This window comes from Glutamicibacter sp. GQ173 (genome assembly GCF_059759215.1).
In genome coordinates this window covers 1-19,123 of the sequence record NZ_JCAXDT010000012.1, presented here as the reverse complement: position 1 = coordinate 19,123, position 19,123 = coordinate 1, and the positions used below count along the sequence as shown (strand labels likewise).

Genomic DNA, 19,123 nt, shown 5'->3' with positions numbered 1-19,123 from the left:
ACAGTTCTGCGTCTACAACATGCTTAGCCATGGCAGTGGTTACCAGTCGATCTTGAGATCGCAGTTGCGAGTATCTAGAGTGGAAATGCCGAAAGCTGCCAGTGCCCCGGGAATAAACCCCTCAAGATCTGAGATACTTTCAGCATCTTCAATGTCGACCCGCCATCCGTTTTGGGGAAGTAACACGATATCCAGTCTGCGCGCATCGCGCCACTTTCTCCGCAAAGTACCGAAGTTCATGAAGTCCTGCTCATCCCACTCGGATCCAACCGGTTCGTAGAATTCGTCGAGAGTCAGACCCAGCGAATGGGCGTCTTTGGATATCGGGTCAATAGACCCAAGATGTCTCTTTTGAACAGAGACAAAACCTCTTGATAAGCGCACAACGCCCGATCTGAGAAGTAGACCTTTTCTCCCGGTATATCGAACCGGTTTCAGCGAGTTCGGTCTTCTCCGTCGACACGACGCGGTGCTGAACTCGACGGAAAATCATTGTGTTGAATTCTAGAGGCTATCTGCCAGGTAGCCTGAATGAGCTTCAAACCGGTTATCTGACAAATCCCGCTGTCTACCAACTTCCGGAAACTTCAAGAAACACATCGACGGCACCACCTAGTTCACCACCACGATCCTCACGGATTGCGGTAATCGGTGTATCTTCACCAAGTACTGGATTGCCACCAATGAAAAGGACCGGGCTACGTGCTCCCCTTCTTGAGCGCTCACTCTAATCCATTCAGAATGCGCCAAGATCAGACGTTGCTGACTTTGTGGACCTGGAACCGGACCATCGGGATTGGCCCAGCGCGACGGTTGTTTTCGATCCTTCATGCGGGCGAGAGCTGCTACCAGAGTCGGTCCCAGCGAATCGTTCAATGCACGCAAAACCTGATGGATATCCATGCGAGCGGTGCGCACGTGTGCTTGATTTCGGGTTAGTGTCGAAATGGTCCAACAATGCCTCTAACACACTAAGAACACACCCCTAACTTACAATCTGTTCACGGACGGAATGCCTATTTTGCGCAGAAAGCAGCTGCAACAATTGCGCAGCAACACTCACGGCAATTTCTGCAGGCTGTTTGCCGGTAATTTCCGGAATTCCGATCGGGCATTGGATCCGAGAAATCTGTTCTGGCTCGTGACCACTCTCGCCTAGGTTCTTGCGGAAGCGGGCCCACTTGGCCTTGGAGCCGATCAACCCGATGGTGCCCAGCGACCGGTGGCGCAGCGCCGCGTCGCTCAGGTGGAAATCCTCGGCGTGATCATGGGTCATGATCAGCACGTGGCTGCCTTCGGGAAGGGTGCCGAGCACCTGCTCGCCCATGACCGCGACCTGGGCTTGGATCGTAGCGACGCTGGGTTGCAAGAGCGCCGCAGCCTCGATGGCTTCGGGGCGCGAATCGGTGAGATACAAGTCGATGGGGTGGCGGGAGAGGATGCGGGCCAATTCCATGCCCACATGCCCCAACCCAAAAATAGCCACCGTTTCCGGGACCGGCAACGGTTCAAGCAAGAGCTTGACCTCCCCGCCACAGCACTGCCGGCCATAGGTGGCCGGTGCCTTGTCATTAAGCCGCAACTCCATGGTTTCCGGGGCGGTGCTCCCCTGGCCGATCAGCTGGCGGGCACGGGTGATGGCAGCCATTTCCAGGTTGCCACCGCCCACCGTCCCAAAGGTTTCATGCTCGGAAATCACCATCTTGGCACCGGCTTCACGTGGAGCATGCCCGCGCACCGCGGTGACGGTCAGCAGCACCGCGGCACGCCGCTGGCTGCGCAGTGCGCTGACGGCGTCAATCCACGATTCCATGATTACCCACGCACCGAGTCGATAGCCCAGAACACCGCTTCCGGCGTTGCCGGCGATGCCAACTGGACTGATGAACCTGCCGGGCCAAAAGCTGCGACTGCCTGGCGCAAGGCCTCGCGGACTGAGAACGCCAGCATCAACGGCGGCTCTCCTACCGCCTTTGATCCGTACACCGCGCCCTCTTCGTGGGCCTTGTCCAACAAGGCCACGTTGAAGACTTCGGGCATCTCGGAGAAGCTCGGGATCTTGTAGGTGCTGGCCGCCTGGGTGGCCACGCGTCCTCGTCCCGGGCCATCGGAGGTATCCCACCGCAGGTCCTCCAAGGTCAGCCAGCCGGTGCCCTGGACAAAACCGCCTTCGATCTGTCCCAGGTCAATCAGCGGCGAGAGCGAGTCGCCCACATCATGGACGATGTCCACCCGGCGCAGCACATAGGAGCCGTCAAAACTGCTGACCTCCACCTCGCTGGCGGCCACCCCATAGGCAAAGTACTTGAACGGGCTGCCGGTCATGCGCGACAAATCCCAATGCAGCCCCTCGGTCCGGTAGTACCCGGCCGCCGACAATTGGATGCGCTGCATGTAGGCTTCGCGCACCACGTCGTTGAACTCAAGCACTTCGGTCTTTCCCAGCCCGGTGATCTTGCCGTGGGCAAAACGGATATCCGCGGCGGGGACCCCCAGTTTTCCGGCGGCAACCTGGGCCAACCTGCCCTGGATCTGCTCGCATGCATCCTTGACCGCGCCACCATTCAGATCACTGCCCGAACTTGCCGCGGTCGCCGAGGTATTGGGCACCTTGTCGGTTCGCGTGGGGGCAATGCGCACACTCGAGAGCGGGACGCCCAGGCTGGTCGCGGCCACCTGCAGCATCTTGGTATGCAGGCCCTGGCCCATTTCGGTGCCGCCGTGGTTGACCAGCACCGAGCCGTCCTTGTACACCAGCACCAGTGCGCCGCCCTGGTTGAAGGCGGTGAGGTTGAAGGAGATTCCGAACTTCACCGGAGTAATCGCCAGCGCCCGCTTGCTGTAGCGGCTAGTGGCGTTGAACTCGGCGATCTCCGCTTCGCGCCGGGCCACGTCGGCCCCGTCGAGCACCTGCTGCCAGGCAGCTTCGATCCGTTCCGGATGGCGCACCGGCTGGTAGTACGGGGTGTCCTGGCCTTCGGTGTAGAAGTTGAGCCGGCGCAATTGACTGGCATTGATGCCCAATTGCGGAGCAACCCGGCCGAGGATATCTTCGATCACCAGCATGCCCTGTGGCCCGCCAAATCCGCGGAACGCGGTCTGCGATGTCTTATGGCATTTGGCCACGCGGCCGGACACCCGGATGTTGGGAATCCAGTAGGAATTATCGATATGGCACATGGCCCGGGTCAGCACCGGCTCGGACAAATCCAGGCTCCAACCGCCATCTGCGGTCAGCTGGGCGTCCAGGGCAAGGATCCGGCCCTGTGCGTCGAAGCCGATCTTCCAGGTGGCATAAAAGCCGTGGCGCTTGCCGGTCATCGTCATGTCCAGGGTGCGATCCAGGCGCACGCGCACCGGATGCCCGGTCAGCTTGGCGCCCAGGGCCGCTATGGCCGCATAGCCGTGGGGCTGCATTTCCTTGCCGCCAAAACCGCCGCCCATGCGCAATACCTGCACCGAGATTTCATGAGCCGGCACGCCAAGCACATGCGAAACGATGTCCTGGGTTTCGGTGGGATGCTGTGTGGAGCAGTGGATCAGAAGCTGCCCGTTCTCATCGATCAGCGCCAGCGAGTTCTGCGTTTCCAGGTAGAAGTGCTCCTGCCCGGCAAAGTCGAAGTCGCCCTCGAAGACGTGGGTGGCCTGCTCGAAGCCTGCTTCCCAGTCGCCTTTCTGGATGACCGGCTGGATGCCGTGGAAGCTGCTTACCTTGATGGCATCCTGCACCGTGATCAAGGATTCCAACGGCTCATAATCCACCGAAACCGCCCTAGCTCCGGCCTTGGCTGCCTCAAGATCTTCGCCGAGCACCCACGCCACCGGCTGGCCGTAGAACATGACCTCGTCCTCCGGAAGCAGCGGTTCGTCATGCTTGGCGCCCTGGTCGTTGACCCCGGGAATATCGGCCGCGGTGATCACCTGCACCACGCCGGGAATCACTAGCGCTCCACTGGCATCGAGGCCCAGGATTCTTGCGTGGGCGAGAGTGGATTGCACCGGATAGGCGTGCAGCACTCCGGCCAGCCGGTGGGCCAGATCCTCGGTGTATAGCGCGGTGCCGGTGACATGCGCGGCCGCCGATTCGTGGCGGTGGCGCTGGCCGGCAATGGCTGCTTCGGGACGTTGGGACAGCTGGCTCATGGCTGCACCTCCTTGCTTTGAGCTGGCACCGCTAGTTGCTGCGCGTAGAAGCGCTCAAGGGAGGAAGCAAGCATGGCGGTGCGGTACTTGGCGCTGGCTCGGTGGTCATCCACGGGGGTTCCTTCACCGGCCATCACGGCCGCCGCCTCGCGAATGGTCTCGATAGTCCACGGCTTGCCTTCCAGCATGGCCTCGGTGGCCCGTGCCCGCAGCGGCGTCGCCGCCACGCCGCCCAGGCCGATGCGCGCCGCGCTGATCACGCCGTCTTCCACATCCACTGCATAGCCCACGGCCACCGAGGAAATATCGTCAAAGCGCCGCTTGGAAATCTTCTGGAAGCTGATAAGGGCAGCCAGCGGCAAGGGGATGCGCACCGCGGTAATCAGCTCCCCGGCAGCCCGGATGGTCTGCCGGTACCCGGTGAAATACTGCGACAAGTCCACCACGCGTTGGCCTTGGGCGCTGGCCAGGACCAATTGCGCGTCCAGGGCCAGCAGCGCCGGCGGGGTATCGCCGATCGGCGACCCGGTGCCAAGGTTTCCGCCCAGGGTGGCGGAGTTCCGGATCAGCCGTGAGGCAAACTGCCCGAAAAGCTGGCCCAGCAGCGGCACCTTTCCGGCGAGGTTCCGTTCCAGCTCGCTGAGCGACAAGCCCGCGCCGAGCTCCAAGTAGTCCTTCTCCCAACGGATCTGGCGCAATTCCTCGAGCCGGTCGATGGCCAGGACACTGCGAGCGCGAGCGCCTTTGATATTGACCTCGACACCCCAGTCGGTGCTGCCGGCCACCACGGTGGCCGCCGGCTCATCGGCCAGGATCTGCAGGGTTTCGGCCAGTGTGGCCGGCCGGCGGAAGCGCCCGAGCTGCCCGCTGGGAGTATCGGCGGCAAAAAGGTCGGTGGCCACCGGCGCCGGGGCGCTGCCTTCCTGCCGTGCGGCCAGCGGATCGCCGGCTTCGGGCTCGCCCAGCGCGTAGGCGGCATCGCGAATCGGGCGATAGCCGGTGCAGCGGCACAGGTTGCCGGACAGCGCGTGCAGGTCAAAACCGTTCGGCCCGCACTCGTGCTGTGCCGGATCCCCGGTCGCGCCCTGGGCCGAGCGCTCCGGCCGGTAGTACTCGGCGGCCATGGAGCAGATGAAGCCCGGGGTGCAATACCCGCATTGCGAGCCACCGCGATCGGCCATCTCCTGCTGGACCGAATGCAGCTGGTCCACCGTGCCCAGCCCTTCGGCGGTGATCACCTCCTGCCCATCGAGCGCAGCGGCGGGAACCAGGCAGGCGTTGACCGAGGTCCAGCGGCTGCCCTGGGCATCGGTGCGGGCCAGCAGAATTGCGCAGGCCCCGCACTCGCCTTCGGCGCAGCCTTCCTTGCTGCCCACCAGGCCCTGGTTGCGCAGAAAGTCCAGCGCGTTGGAATGCGGCGGACCGGCAAAGTCCAGCTCGTTGCTGTTGACTGTGATTCGGCAACCGGTTTTCAGGGAATTTTCGGCACTCATGCCGTTGACACCTCCTGCACCCTGATTTCCGGGTGCACCATGAATGATTGGGATACTGTGCGGGAGAGACCGCGCCTAGTGTCCGTGCGCGATCTGTCCCCTGGACCAGGCGATGCTTTCAGCCATGGGAAGTTTCTCCTTCAAACCCTTGTGGAACTCAAATATAACCCCGATCACATCAACCCAGCAGGAGCGTCAGCGGTCCCCTGGCGAAGTAGACCAGGAAGCCCAAGGCCACGATCCACATCAGCGGATGCACCTTCTTGTGGCGTCCGGCCGCGGTATTGACCACAACCCAGGCGATGAAGCCCGCGCCGATGCCGTTGGCGATCGAATAGGTCAACGGCATGGTGATCAGGGTGAGGAAAGCGGGCATGGCCGAGGAGAACCGCTTGAAATTGATCTCGCGGATCTGCGAGCACATCATGGTGCCCACCAGTACCAGGGCCGCCGCGGCCACTTCCATCGGCACCACCGAGGTCAGCGGGGTGAAGAACATCGAGCCCAGGAACAGCAGGCCGGTGATGACCGAAGCCAGCCCGGTGCGCGCGCCTTCGCCGATGCCCGCCGCCGAATCCACATAGACGGTGTTGGAGGAGCTGGATCCGGCACCGCCGGCCACGGCCCCCAGGCCCTCGATCACAAAGGCCGCCTTCAGCCGCGGGAAAGTTCCGTCCTTGCTGGCCAGCCCGGCATTTTTGGCCAGCCCGGTCATGGTGCCCATGGCGTCGAAGAAGTTCGTGAAGACCAGGGTGAAGACCAGCATGGTGGCCGCCAGCACCCCGATCCTGCTGAACGAGCCGAACAGGTCAAAATCCCCGGCCAGCGACAAATCCGGCAGCGACACGATCTGTCCCTGCAGCACCGGCATGTTCAGGTGCCAGCCGTGCGGGTTCGACTCGCCGCCCGGCCCGATCTTGAACACCTGCTCGGCGATCACCGCCAGCACCGTGGAGGCGACAATGCCGATCAGGATCCCGCCTTGGACCCCGCGGGCCACCAGCGCGCCCATGATCAGCAAGCCCACCACGAAGATCATGGTCGGTATCGAAACGATCGATCCGCTCTCCCCCAGCTGCACCGGCGGGCCGGCCGGGGTGCGGGTCACAAAGCCGGAGTCCACAAAGCCGATGAAGGTGATGAACAGGCCGATGCCCACCGTGATGGCGGCCTTCAGGTCCTTCGGGATGGCGCGGAAGATGGCGGTGCGGATGCCGCTCATGCCAAAGAGCACGATCAGCACGCCGTTGATCACCACCAAGCCCATGGCCTCGGGCCAGGTGACTTCCTGGACCACCGAGACGGCCAGGAAGGAGTTCATTCCCAGTCCTGCGGCCAGGGCGAAGGGAAGGTTGGCGATGAGGCCGAAGAGGATGGTCATCACCGCCGCGGTCAGCGAGGTCATCGCCCCGACCTGGGCGGCGGGCAGCCAATGGCCGGCCACGTCAACCGGTGCCGCGCCGGTGCCGAAGCCGCCGATGATCAGCGGGTTCAGAATGACGATATAGGCCATCGTGAAGAAGGTGACCAGTCCGCCGCGCACCTCGCGGCCCAGGGTGGACCCGCGCTGACTGATGCTGAACAGGGAGTCCAGCAGTTTCCTTGCTCCGCCCGGTGATGGCGCGGAGTTGGCAACGTCGTGCTGTTCGCTGAGCGTTGTCATGGCCGGCGCCTAGTAGTCGGTACGGGTTTCCAGGGCGTCCCAGGCCGCAAAAGGCTTGAGATGTTCGACCGCGTCGTTGTGGAAGTGCTGCACCGGCATCAGTGCCCGGTCGGAATCCGCTTCGAAGTATTCGTAGAACACCGCGTCGTCGAACCCCGCCTTGGCGGCATCGTGGCGGTCGGCGGCGTAGCAGACCTTGGAGATGCGGGCCCAGAGCGAGGTGGCCAGGCACATGGGGCACGGTTCGCAGCTGGTGTAGAGCACGCAGCCGGACAGATCGAAGTTTTCCAAGGCCGCGGCGGCGGTGCGGATGGCGACGACTTCGGCGTGGGCCGAGGGGTCGTTGCTTGCGGTGACCCGGTTGACCCCCTCGAAGATCTGCCCATCCGGGGTGACGACGATGGCGCCAAAGGGGCCTCCGGCGTTGTGGACATTCTGGGTGGCAATCTCGATGGCCATCGAAAGATAGTCTTGGCCAGTGGTATTAACGCTCATCGCGTGTCTCCTCATGCTTTAGACAAGCACGGCGCATCATCCGGTTGCCCGCCATGACCCGGCCGTACTCGGCTGCTGAATTGATCAGTTGCACGCCCGGTAGATAGCGACCCTTGGATGGGTGCCCGCCATAGACACGTATGAGATTATCAGCGTGATCCAGACCACGCAATATATTTTTGAGATTGTTTTTTCGCATTATGAATATGCGGTATTTTCCCGGTTTCCAACGGATTACAAACCTCTATCGGCACCGAAACGGAGCCCGTGAGTTTAAATTCCCTTCGGTGCAACAACCACTGCACCTTCGCGAAATACCGCTTTGCCATGCTCTAAGCATCAGTCATCTGCGAAGGGAACAAATGCCGTGAGCTCACAAGTAGACCCAGCAGCGCAACTGCGCACCGACACCGCATCCTCCCTGGATATCAGCCCCGGACGCTGGATCAACAACTGGACCCCCGAGGACCCGAAGTTCTGGAACAGCGTCGGGCAAGACACCGCCGGGCGCAACCTCAAATGGTCGATCTTCGCCGAATTCCTCGGCTTCAGCGTCTGGCAGCTTTTTGCCATCGTGGTCGTCTACCTCCCGGCCGCTGGCTTCAGCTACAGCACCTCCCAGCTCTTCTGGCTGATCTCCATGCCAAGCCTGGTCGGCGCCACCCTGCGCATCCCCTACACCTTCATGGTCGCCCGCTTCGGCGGACGCAACTGGACCATCGTCTCGGCCCTGCTCCTGCTCATCCCGGCCGCCGGCCTCTCGCTGGCGCTGTCCAGCACCAGCACCCCCTTCGGCGTGATGCTGCTGCTTGCGGCCTTGACCGGATTTGGCGGCGGCAACTTCGCATCCTCGATGGCCAACATCACCCACTTCTACCCGGCCTCCCGCAAGGGCTGGGCCCTGGGGCTGAACGCTGCCGGCGGAAACCTCGGCGCCGCGGTGGCCCAGCTGCTGGTTCCGATCGCCATCACGGTCTTCGCCGCCGGCGCCCTGCAGCTGCCGCTGGCCGGGATCATCTGGATCCCATTGATCCTGGTTTCGGCCTGGGGCGCATGGCGCTACATGCACAACCTGTCTTCGGCCAAGTCCGATGTCCGCGGGGCGATCGCCTGCCTGCGCGAAAAGCACCTGTGGATCATCGCCTGCCTGTACGTGGGAACCTTCGGCTCCTTCATCGGATTCGCCGCGGTCTTCCCCAAGCTGATCGTTGACACGTTCCCTTCCTTCTCCCACCTGCCGCTGGGCACCGCCACCATCACGCTGGCCTTCCTCGGCCCCCTGGTCGGCTCGCTCTCCCGCCCCTACGGCGGCAAGATGGCCGATCGCCACGGCGGCGCAAGAATCACCGTGCTCGCCCTGGCCACCATGGCGCTGATCACCGCACTGGTGGTCCTGACCCTGCCGCTGGCCAGCTTCTGGCTCTTCCTGCTGCTGTTCCTGCTGCTGTTCGCGGCCACCGGCATCGGCAATGGTTCCACCTACCGCATGATCCCGGCGGTCTTCGCCCTGGGCGTGGGCTCGCAGGGGGCCGAAGCATCACGCAAGTCCGCCGCGGCCCTGGGGCTGATCTCCGCGATCGGCGCCTACGGCGGCTTCCTGATCCCGCAGGCATTGGGCTTGTCCATGTCCGGCGCGGGATCCTACACCCCGGCCTTCATCGTGTTCATCGGCGCCTACCTCGCACTGATGCTGATGACCTGGTACAACTACGCACGCTCCGGGACCCGATTCGCCCAGCATGGAGTCTAGAATGACCGCCACCCACTGTCCCTACTGCGCCCTGCAGTGCGGCATCACCCTTCAACCGGCCAGCTCGGGAACCACCCTGAGCGGCCGGGACTTCGAAACCAACGGCGGGGCCCTGTGCCGCAAGGGCTTCAGCGCCGCCAAGCTCCTCGAGCACCCGCAGCGCCTGGCCTCCCCGATGCTGCGCCAAGCCGACGGCAGTTTTGCCCCGGTCAGCTGGGATGACGCGCTGGATCTGGTGGCCGAGAAGGCCCGCAGCATCCGTGCCGAGTCCGGGGCCGATGCGGTCGCGATGTTCGGCTCCGGCTCGCTGACCAACGAAAAGGCCTACCAGCTGGGCAAGTTCGCCCGGCTGGCCCTGGGCACCTCGCGGATCGACTACAACGGGCGTTTTTGCATGTCCTCGGCAGCGGCCAGCAGCAACAGGGCCTTCGGGCTGGATCGCGGCCTGCCCTTCCCGCTGGCCGACCTGGATACCGCCTCGATGATCCTGATGCTCGGCTCCAACGTCGCTGACACCATGCCGCCCTTTGTCCGGCACCTGGAAACCGTGCGGGAACGCGGCGGGCTGATCGTAGTTGACCCGCGCCGCTCGGCCACCGCCAAGCTCAGCGCCGAGGGGGCCGGCTGGCACCTGCAGCCCACCCCGGCCACCGATCTGCAGCTGCTGCTCGGGCTGGCCCATGTGGTGCTCGCCGAATCCCTGGCCGACACCGGCTACCTCCAAGCGCGCACCACCGGACTTGAAGCGCTGCGTTCCTCGGTAGCCGCCTGGTGGCCAGAGCGCACCGCAAAAGTCACCGGCGTGCCCGCCGAGGCGATCCGCCGCACCGCCCGCGCGCTGGCCGCCGCGGCCCGCGCGGCGAAAAACGGCGGCCACCCGGTCTACATCCTCACCGGCCGCGGCATCGAACAGCACGCCAACGGCACCGATACCGTCACCGCCGCCATCAACCTCGCCCTGCTTTTGGGCCTGCCCGGCACCCTGGCCGGAGGCTATGGCACCATCACCGGCCAGGGCAATGGCCAGGGCGGGCGCGAGCACGGCCAAAAATGCGACCAGCTGCCCGGCTACCGCAAGATCGCCGACCCCGCACACCGCGCGCACGTCGCCAAAGTCTGGGGCGTGGATCCTGGCATCATTCCCGGCCCCGGTATCCCCGCCATGGAGCTGCTCCACGCCCTGGGCACCGAGGGCGGGCCGCGCATGCTCATGGTCCACGGCGCCAATCCGGTGATTTCCGCGCCGGATGCCACCCAGATTTTCAGCGCGCTGCGCCGCCTGGACTTCCTGGTGGTCTGCGATTTTTTCCTCTCCGAAACCGCCGCCGAAGCGGACCTGGTTCTCCCGGTCTTGCAGTGGGCCGAGGAGGAAGGGACCATGACCAATCTGGAAGGCCGGATCCTGCGCCGGCGCGCCGCGGTGGCAGCACCCGGCCAGGCCAAAAGCGAATTGTGGATCCTCTCCCAGCTGGCCGATCGGCTCGATGCCCCGGGCACCTTCTCCCCCCGCGCCGCCGAGGTCTTCGCGGAGCTCAAGCGCGCCTCGGCCGGCGGGATCGCCGACTACTCCGGGGTGAACTGGCAGGACGTTGACCAGGGTGCCGCCATCTACTGGCCCTGCCCCGAAGGCAGCGCGATCAGCACCGAGCCCGGGACCCGCAATGGCACCCCGCGGCTCTTCCTCGAAAACTTCGCCCACCCCGACGGCAAGGCGAAAATCGTTGCCGTCCACGCACCGGCCACCTTGCCGGCCCAGCAGATTTCGCTGGTCACCGGCCGGTTGCTGGAGCACTACCAGTCCGGCGCGCAGACCCGCCGGGTGGATGAGCTGGCCGCCACGGCCCCGGAAGCGGCACTGGAAATCCACCCGAGCACGGCGCTGGCCCACCAGATCAGCGACGGCCAGCGGGTCGAGGTTTCCAACCAGCGCGGCACCACGATCGCCCGCGCCAAGCTGAGCACAGATATGCGCCTGGACACCGTGTTCCTGCCCTTCCACTTCCCGGGCACCGGCACCGCCAACCTGCTGACCGACCCGCGGGTGGATCCGCTCAGCTCGATGCCCGAATTCAAGCATGCCCAGGTGAGCCTGAACCCGATCAAGGGGGAAAATTGAAGCATCCCGAACAGATTGCCATCATCGGATTCGGCCCGGTAGCCGCCTCGCTGGTCGAGGGCCTGCTGCCCGCGGTGGCCGCCGGCCGCTGCCAGCTGACCGTGATCAGCGCCGAAGAGCACCTGGCCTACAACCGCGTGCTGCTGGCCGAACTGGCCATCGGCGCCGCGCAGTTCGAGCACCTGCTCATGGTCGACGAACAGCGCCTGGCCGACGCCGGGGTCCGGCTCGTGCTTGGCGCGCAGGCCACCGGCGTGGACCGCGCCCGGCGCCGGGTGCTGATTCGCGGCAAGGAAGCGGTGCACTACGACCGGCTGGTTTTTGCCACCGGCGCCCGCGCCATGATCCCGAGCCTGAACGGCCTGAACTTCGATCCGCACGCCGACACCGCGCTCCCCGAGCGCGTTTTTGCCCTGCGCACGGTGGACGATGCGCAGCAATTGCAGCAGTCGCTGGCCGATGGCCGGCGGATCCTGATCCTCGGTGGCGGCATCCTGGGCATCGAAGCGGCCCTGGCCATTGCCGCAGCTGGCGGCCACCCCACGCTCGTGCACCACGGTCCTGCTCCGCTGGGCCGCGTGGTGGATTCCGACGGCGGCGCGCTGCTCACCCGCTGCCTTCTCCAGGCCGGTGTTGAGGTGATCTCCGAGGTCAAGGCCACCGGCGTCGTCAAGGACGAGCACGGCTTCACCGCCCTGGCCACCTCCACCCACGGCGAAATTCCCGGTGGCGCACTGCTGATATCCACCGGCGTGCGCGCCCGCACCGAACTGGCCGAGGGCTGCGGGCTGGCCGTGGGCCGCGGCATCCGCACCAATAGCTACCTGTGCGCAGATACCGAACAGCGCATCTACGCCCTGGGCGATTGCGCCGAAGTGGACGGAGCGCCCCCGGTCGGCCTGCTCGCCCCGGGCTGGGCCCAGGCCAGCTGGCTGGCCCAGCACCTGACCTCCGAGGCCGAAATCCCGGCCCCCGATTTTTCCGCCTCCGATGTGCTGATGCTCAAGGGCCAGGGGATCGAGGTGGCCGCCGCCGGCGATATCAGCGCCGGCTTCTGGGACAACCCGGAACTGCAGGCCACTGTTTTTGCAGACCCCTCCGCCGGCCGCTATCTGAAGGTGGTCACCCTCGATGGCGCGGTCACCGGTTTCCTGTCCATCGGCCTGCCGCAATCCAGCGCGGAGCTGGTCCTCGCCTACGAGCGCGGCAGCGCGTTGCCGCAGGATCGTTCCACGCTCTTGCGCCTGGACGATCCGGCCGTGGATCCCAGCTCGGCGATCCCGAGCGATGACGATCAGCTGTGCCGCTGCTCCGGCGCCACCTACGGCCAGGTCGCGCATTCGGTGGCCGAAGGCTGCACCACCGTGGCGCAGGTCGGCGAATCCTGCCGCGCCGGCACCGGCTGCGGTAGCTGCAAGTCCAAGATCGAGGAACTGCTGAACAAGGCTCCCGCCCTGGCCTAGGCACTAGACAACGCAGGGACGAGATATCTCGTCCCTGCGTTGTTTCATGTGATTCAGTTGCTGGTGATGCAGTTGATTGGTGCTGGTCTCAGGCTGCAAGCATCCCGCCCTGATCGTGGACTTCGAACCAGCCCTGCCAGGCGCTGTGTTCTACCTTGACGTCGTATTCTGCGCTGCTTTCTGCGCTGCTCATTTAATCTGCTCCATCCACAGCTGGCCTTCAACTTCCATCATCTTGTGCACTGGCAACGCCGGCGAATCGGCGTTCAGGCAGGCACCGGTATCCAGCCGGTAGACCTCCTTGTGCAGCGGGCAGGCCACGGTGGCCACCGCTTGGCCCTCCACCACGGTGTCACCCAGGATGCCGCGGGCCATCACCTTGGCGCTGCTGGTTGGGCAGTGATGCGAGGTGGCATAAAAGGTGTCGGCGTCGGTGCGGAACAGCGCCAGCTGGGCGCCTTCGAGCAGCAGGGCTTCGCCCCAGCCTGGCTCAAGTTCTTCGCTACGGCATACCGGCGCAAAACTCAGGGTATCTTCGAGGGCCTCTTCGGCGAATTGCGTGCTCATGAACAGGTTCCTTTGGTGGTTGGTGTTCGCTGATATACCGAGCTTAGGATCCGCGTGTTTCGCCCAGGGCCGTGAGCGATTGCTAGACGGTAAACCCTGGCTAACAGCAAACCCAACGAGCGTGAGACCGCATATGCACCGGAATTTCCGGCAATTTTCCGCCCCCGCAGCAGCGCGGGCACCAGCTTCCCGCGGGCAATAAGTCCACCATGTTTCATTGCTCTAACCGCCCGCTGCAAGGCTGGGGAAGAGATTTACATCGGCCGAAACACAAGGGAAATTGCACGGCAAAAACGGCTTCCTACAGTGGTGTCAACAGCCTGAAACTCCCCGTTTCCCAGCGAAAGTCGAATCTGAACATGGGTACTACACACACCGAACGCCGCGTCCTGGTCATCGGCGGCGGTCCCGCAGCACACCGATTCACCGAATCGCTGGCCAGCCGCGCGCCGCAGAACCTTCACATCACGGTACTGACCGAAGAAGCCCACCTGCCCTACGATCGCGTCGCCCTGTCCAAGGCATTGACTGATCGCGACGTGGACCTGACCCTGGGCGATGCAACCCTCTGGGAAGCCGAGCACGTCACCCTGGAAACCGGCGCCCAGGCCGTACGCATCAACAGCGAACAGCGCACCGTCACTACCGCCGATGGACGCAGCTTCGACTACGACGAACTGGTGCTTGCCACCGGCTCCAACGCCGCCACGCTGCCCATCCCGGGCAACGAGCACACCTTCGTCTACCGCACCCTGGAAGATGTCTGGTCCATCGCCGAGAAGGTCGAGGAACTGAAAACCACCCTGGGCCGCACCCCGGTGGTTGCCACCATCGGTGGCGGCCTGCTCGGTCTGGAAGCAGCAGCCGGCGCCCAGGCGCTGGGCGCGCAGGCTGTGGTGATCGACGGCGGGAAATGGCTGATGGGCACCCAGCTGGACGAGGGAGCAGGACAGGCCATGGGCCGGTTGATCGAGCAGACCGGCTTCACCGTGCACGGCGGAGTTTTCCCCAAGGAAGTGCTCGCCGAGGGCTCAACCGTCACCGGCGTGCTGATGGCCGACGATCGGGTGATCGAGGCCGACATGGTCGTGGTTTCCATCGGCGTGCGCCCGCGCGATGAGCTGATCCGCAACTACAACCAGGCCCTGGAAGACTCGGGCAGCGAAGCTGCCCGCTTCTCCATGGGCCCGCGCGGCGGCGTGGTCATCAACGCGAAGTGCGCCACCGACATCGAGCACATCTGGGCCGTGGGCGAGGTCGCGAACTTCGAGGGCCTGTGCATTGGCCTGGTCGCCCCGGCGAACACCATGGCCGAGATCGTCGCCGAACAGCTCGCCGGCGGAGAGGCTGAATTCGCCGGTTTCGATACCGCCACCAAGCTCAAGCTCTCCGGCGTGGACGTGGCCAGCTTCGGTGATGCCTTTGCCCGCACCGACGGCGCCCTGGAAGTGGTCTACGCCGACGCGCCCCGCGGCCTGTACCAGAAGCTGGTGGTCTCCGCCGACGCGAAGATCCTGCTCGGCGGCATCTTTGTCGGCGACGCCACCCCCTATCAGTCGCTGCGCCCGATGCTCGGCCGCGAGCTTCCCGGCGAGCCCGGCGCCTATCTCAGCGCACTGGGCGGCGAAGCGCCAGAGAGCGAATTGCCCGATGACGCGGTGCTGTGCTCTTGCAACAATGTCTCCGCCGGTTCCATCCGCGATGCTGTTTCGGGTTGCGGCAGCTGCGAGGGCAAGGACCCGGTCACCACAGTTTCGGGCCTCAAGAGCTGCACCCGCGCCGGAACCCAGTGCGGTTCCTGCGTGCCGATGCTCAAGAAGCTGATGGAATCCCAGATGAAAAAGGACGGGGCCGAAGTTTCCACCGCCCTGTGCGAGCACATCTCCTTCTCCCGCCCCGAGCTCTACGAAGCCATCCAAGTGGCCGACCTGCACACCTACAGCGAGGTCATGGAGCGTTTTGGCACCGGATCGGGCTGCGATATCTGCAAGCCGGTGATCGCCAACATCCTCTCCTCGCAGACCGCGGTCCACCCGATGGATGCCGGGCTGGCCGGAGCCCAGGACACCAACGACCGCGTGCTGGCCAATATGCAGAAGGACGGCACCTACTCGGTGGTTCCGCGTATTCCAGGTGGCGAAATCACCCCGGAGAAGCTTGGCGTGATCGCCGCCGTGGCCCAGAAGTACGGACTGTACACTAAGCTCACCGGTGGCCTGCGCATCGACATGTTCGGCGCCCGGCTGGAGCAGCTGCCGGATATCTGGCGTGAACTGGTGGACGCCGGATTCGAATCGGGCCAGGCCTACGGCAAGTCGCTGCGCAATGTAAAAACCTGCGTCGGTTCCTCGTGGTGCCGTTACGGCGTGCTCGATTCCACCGCCCTGGGCATCGAGATGGAGCTGCGCTACCGCGGCCTGCGTGCACCGCACAAGCTCAAGATGGGCGTTTCGGGGTGTGCCCGCGAATGCGCTGAGGCCCGCGCCAAGGACATTGGCGTGATCGCCACCTCCGAAGGCTGGAACCTCTATGTCGGCGGCAACGGCGGCGCCAACCCGGCCCATGCCCAGCTGCTGGCTGGCGGACTGGACGATGAGACGCTGTTCAAGTACATCGACCGCTACCTGATGTACTACATCCGCACCGCGGACAAACTCCAGCGCACCGCGCACTGGCTGCAGGATCTGGAGGGCGGCCTGGATCATGCCAAGCAGGTGGTCGTGGAGGATTCACTGGGCTTGGCCGAAGCGCTGGAATCAGCCATGGAATCCCACGTGGCCAACTACGAGGATGAATGGGCTGCCACCTTGGCTGACCCGGTCAAGCTCAAGCGCTTCCGCTCCTTCGTGAACACTGCCGAACCGGATACTGCCCTGGAGTATGTGTCCGAACGCGGCCAGCGGCGCCCCGCCGAGCCGGTGGCACTAGGTGCCAGCATCCCGGTCGGAGCGCCGCAGCACTAGTCGGCCTGATCCACCCGCGCTACTACCAGCGCGGGTGGATTTGTGCGCGCAGCGAGGAATCATAGAGATCGCGCACGGACTTCTTGAAGCCCTCGCTGATCTCCAGCGACCCGGCCGCCGCGTTGGCTCGCGCCTGTTCCGGGTTGCGCGCGCCAGGAATGATGGTGCTGATTCCCTCTTGCGCGGCCAGCCAAGCCAGCGCTACCTGCGCGCTGGTGGCACCGGGAGCTTCTGCAGAGGCAAACTGCGCAAACTGCCCGGCGGCCTGGACTCCGGTTGCGTAGTCGACACCGGAGAAGGTCTCCCCCACGTCGAACGCAGAGCCGTCGCGGTTGTAATTGCGGTGGTCGTCCTTTGCGAACTCGGTTTGCAGGTTGTAGCGGTTGGCCAGCAGACCGCTGGCCAGCGGGACGCGCGCAATGATTCCAACGCCCGCCTTGCGCGCTGCTGGAAGAACGAGTTCCAGCGGCTTGTGCCGGAAGGCATTGATGATGATCTGCACGGTGGCAATATTTGGCCGGGCAATGGCTGCCAATGCTTCCTCTGCGGTTTCCACCGAGACGCCGTAATTGGCCATGCGCCCTTCGTCCACCATGGCATCCAGCGCATCGTAGGTGGCCTCGGTGGTGTACACCGGGGTTGGCGGGCAATGGAGCTGAACCAGATCCAGCGTATCCACCCCGAGATTGGCGCGCGACCGGTCATTCCATGCGCGGAATGCGCCGAGATTGTAGTTTTCCGGCAGCTGGTCAACGCGGCGCCCCATCTTGGTGGCTACGGTGATGTTGGCATCAGGATTATTCTTCAGCCATGTGCCGATCAGTTGTTCGCTGCGGCCATCTCCATACACGTCGGCGGTATCGAAGAAGTTCACGCCCGATTCATAGGCTGCATCGAGCACGGCCAAGGCATCTAACTCTTCTACCGACCCCCAGTCGGCGCCAAGTTGCCAGGTTCCCAAACCGATGACAGAAACATTGCGTTGCGTACGTCCAAGTTCTCGTTGTTGCATGGTTTCGAGTGTAGTGCGTCACCTCCATTTCACGCATGGAAGACGAGACGTTCCTGCCCAATCGGCGTTTCAACCAAATCCCTTATGATCCATTCGATAGAATATTCACTGTCATCACAACATCGAGGAGATCATGTTTCCCACCATTTTTGCGCTGTTCTGCGCGCTCATCGGCCTGGTCATCATGCTGGCCGGCAAAACGATGAAACCTGAGAACAAGAACCGTTCCGCAACGCGTGCCACCGGCATTGGCGTTTTTGCCGTCTCGCTGGTCGTTCTTGGCATCATGTCCACCACCATCGTCCAGCCCCGCACCGTTGGCGTGAAAGTCGCGCTGGGCAAGCCGACATCCGTGGTGAGCAACGGCTTCCACCTGAAATGGCCATGGGAAAAGGTAGAGAAACTGGATGGCTCCGTGCAGAACGACGTCTATTCTGGCGACAGCGGCATTCCGGTTCGCTTGGGAAACAACGGCCGTGCCAATGTTGACGCTTCGATCCAGTGGCAGCTGAAGACCGATGATGCCATGGACGTGTTCCTGGACTACCGAACCTTCGAGGGCATCCAGTCGAACCTGGTGGATCGAAATTTCCGTGCCACGTTGAATGAAGTCATGGCTACCTATGACCCTTTGGCCTACACCGAGCCATCGAAGGGCGGCCAAGATCTGGAGGGGCTGGCCAAGGCAGTGCAGGAAAAGATGCAGGGCAAGGTGAAAACCCAGATCGAAATCCGTTCTGTCACACTGCCAATCATCAACTTTGATGAACCGACGCAGAATCGCATCAATGAGCTTCAAGCCGAAGCGGCCAAGACGCGCGTGGCTGAACAGCGCAAGCAGACCAGCACCGCTGAAGCGGAAGCCAACAAGATCCTGGAACGTTCCCTGACGCCGGAAACGTTGACGTCCAAGTGCTTGGACATTGTGGCGGAATCAAACCAGAGCCCAATTGGATGTTTCCCGAATTCTGGAGTTCAGCCAATTACCATGACTGGCGACAAGAACAACAAGTAGCTTTACCGCCAGGCACAAATCGCCCTAGTTCATTTGGACTGGGGCGATTGCTGTCTCCAGCTCACGCTTCGCTCCCCGTACGGGCAGCTGCCCGCCTTCAGGCAGGGATATCCCCGATATCCGGCGGACCACTCCCGGTGCCAGGCGGCTGGTTGAGCCAGTCCTCGAAGGAGCGCACCCAGTCAGCTTCGCTCATGCACTGCGGGTAGGGCTGATGCGCGAAACCTGTCGCCGGGGGCGCGGTGGAATGATACGTCGGTCCCATGCTGGTGCAGATTTTCATCCGGTGCGGCCCGCAGGAGATGACGAATTCCTGCCATCCGGGGGTTTCCTTCGCCTGGTTGCAGAACTTGCACCGCCCATCGGCGTTGACCACGCAGGTAGGCCCTCCGAGGCAGGCCTGGGTGACGTGGTCGATTTCCTCGATCATCCCGTCGCAGAAC

13 protein-coding genes and 1 pseudogene are annotated in these 19,123 nt (G+C 63.7%); 5 read left to right on the top strand and 9 right to left on the bottom strand.

Annotation, left to right across the window (positions count from 1 at the left end; translation table 11 throughout):
* Window positions 1-39: 39 nt before the first annotated feature.
* The 6 genes from AC6CHO_RS16260 to AC6CHO_RS16235 form a co-directional block, all read right to left on the bottom strand.
* The gene (locus AC6CHO_RS16260; protein ID WP_498216501.1) at window positions 40-240 is read right to left on the bottom strand and encodes a hypothetical protein; all 201 of its coding nucleotides are present in this window, start codon (window positions 238-240) and stop codon (window positions 40-42) included.
* A gap of 745 nt (window positions 241-985) precedes the next feature.
* Complete coding sequence (gene xdhC, locus AC6CHO_RS16255; protein WP_498216499.1) at window positions 986-1,813, bottom strand: xanthine dehydrogenase accessory protein XdhC; 828 nt, start codon at window positions 1,811-1,813, stop codon at window positions 986-988.
* Window positions 1,814-1,815: 2 nt separating this feature from the next.
* Complete coding sequence (xdhB, locus tag AC6CHO_RS16250) at window positions 1,816-4,143, bottom strand: xanthine dehydrogenase molybdopterin binding subunit (RefSeq protein ID WP_498216497.1); 2,328 nt, start codon at window positions 4,141-4,143, stop codon at window positions 1,816-1,818.
* A complete protein-coding gene (locus AC6CHO_RS16245; RefSeq protein ID WP_498216495.1) occupies window positions 4,140-5,636 on the bottom strand; it encodes a xanthine dehydrogenase small subunit in 1,497 nt (498 codons plus the stop codon). The genes xdhB and AC6CHO_RS16245 overlap by 4 nt, the downstream gene beginning before the upstream one ends.
* Before the next feature lie 178 nt (window positions 5,637-5,814).
* A complete protein-coding gene (locus AC6CHO_RS16240; RefSeq protein WP_498216493.1) occupies window positions 5,815-7,299 on the bottom strand; it encodes an NCS2 family permease in 1,485 nt (494 codons plus the stop codon).
* Between the two features lie 9 nt (window positions 7,300-7,308).
* Window positions 7,309-7,794 carry a nucleoside deaminase gene (locus tag AC6CHO_RS16235; protein ID WP_498216492.1) on the bottom strand — a complete coding sequence of 162 codons (486 nt, stop codon included), beginning with the start codon at window positions 7,792-7,794 and terminating at the stop codon, window positions 7,309-7,311.
* A 367-nt stretch (window positions 7,795-8,161) separates the two neighbouring features.
* Between AC6CHO_RS16235 and AC6CHO_RS16230 the strand changes: the two genes are divergently transcribed.
* From AC6CHO_RS16230 to AC6CHO_RS16220, 3 genes are read left to right on the top strand one after another with little or no spacing between them, the layout of a single operon-like run.
* Entirely contained in the window at window positions 8,162-9,544 is a 1,383-nt protein-coding gene (locus tag AC6CHO_RS16230; protein ID WP_498216490.1) for an MFS transporter, read from the top strand.
* Between the two features lies 1 nt (window position 9,545).
* On the top strand, window positions 9,546-11,660 hold the full coding sequence (locus tag AC6CHO_RS16225) for a molybdopterin oxidoreductase family protein (RefSeq protein WP_498216488.1): 2,115 nt from the start codon (window positions 9,546-9,548) through the stop codon (window positions 11,658-11,660).
* Entirely contained in the window at window positions 11,657-13,123 is a 1,467-nt protein-coding gene (locus tag AC6CHO_RS16220; RefSeq protein WP_498216487.1) for an FAD-dependent oxidoreductase, read from the top strand. Before AC6CHO_RS16225 ends, AC6CHO_RS16220 begins: the two co-directional genes overlap by 4 nt.
* A 189-nt stretch (window positions 13,124-13,312) precedes the next feature.
* On the opposite strand, the gene nirD is transcribed toward AC6CHO_RS16220, so the two are convergent.
* Window positions 13,313-13,690 (bottom strand): nitrite reductase small subunit NirD, encoded by a 378-nt coding sequence (gene nirD, locus AC6CHO_RS16215; protein WP_498216485.1) that lies wholly within the window; start codon window positions 13,688-13,690, stop codon window positions 13,313-13,315.
* A 359-nt stretch (window positions 13,691-14,049) separates the two neighbouring features.
* Between nirD and nirB the strand changes: the two genes are divergently transcribed.
* A complete protein-coding gene (gene nirB, locus AC6CHO_RS16210) occupies window positions 14,050-16,653 on the top strand; it encodes a nitrite reductase large subunit NirB (RefSeq protein ID WP_498216483.1) in 2,604 nt (867 codons plus the stop codon).
* A gap of 22 nt (window positions 16,654-16,675) precedes the next feature.
* Here the strand turns inward: nirB and AC6CHO_RS16205 are convergent, their stop codons facing one another.
* A complete protein-coding gene (locus tag AC6CHO_RS16205; protein ID WP_498216481.1) occupies window positions 16,676-17,665 on the bottom strand; it encodes an aldo/keto reductase in 990 nt (329 codons plus the stop codon).
* A 133-nt stretch (window positions 17,666-17,798) separates the two neighbouring features.
* On the opposite strand from AC6CHO_RS16205, the gene AC6CHO_RS16200 reads away from it, so the two are divergent.
* Complete coding sequence (locus tag AC6CHO_RS16200) at window positions 17,799-18,680, top strand: SPFH domain-containing protein (protein WP_444661844.1); 882 nt, start codon at window positions 17,799-17,801, stop codon at window positions 18,678-18,680.
* Between the two features lie 97 nt (window positions 18,681-18,777).
* Here the strand turns inward: AC6CHO_RS16200 and AC6CHO_RS16195 are convergent.
* Window positions 18,778-19,123: pseudogene (locus AC6CHO_RS16195) on the bottom strand (HNH endonuclease); the annotation flags it as partial.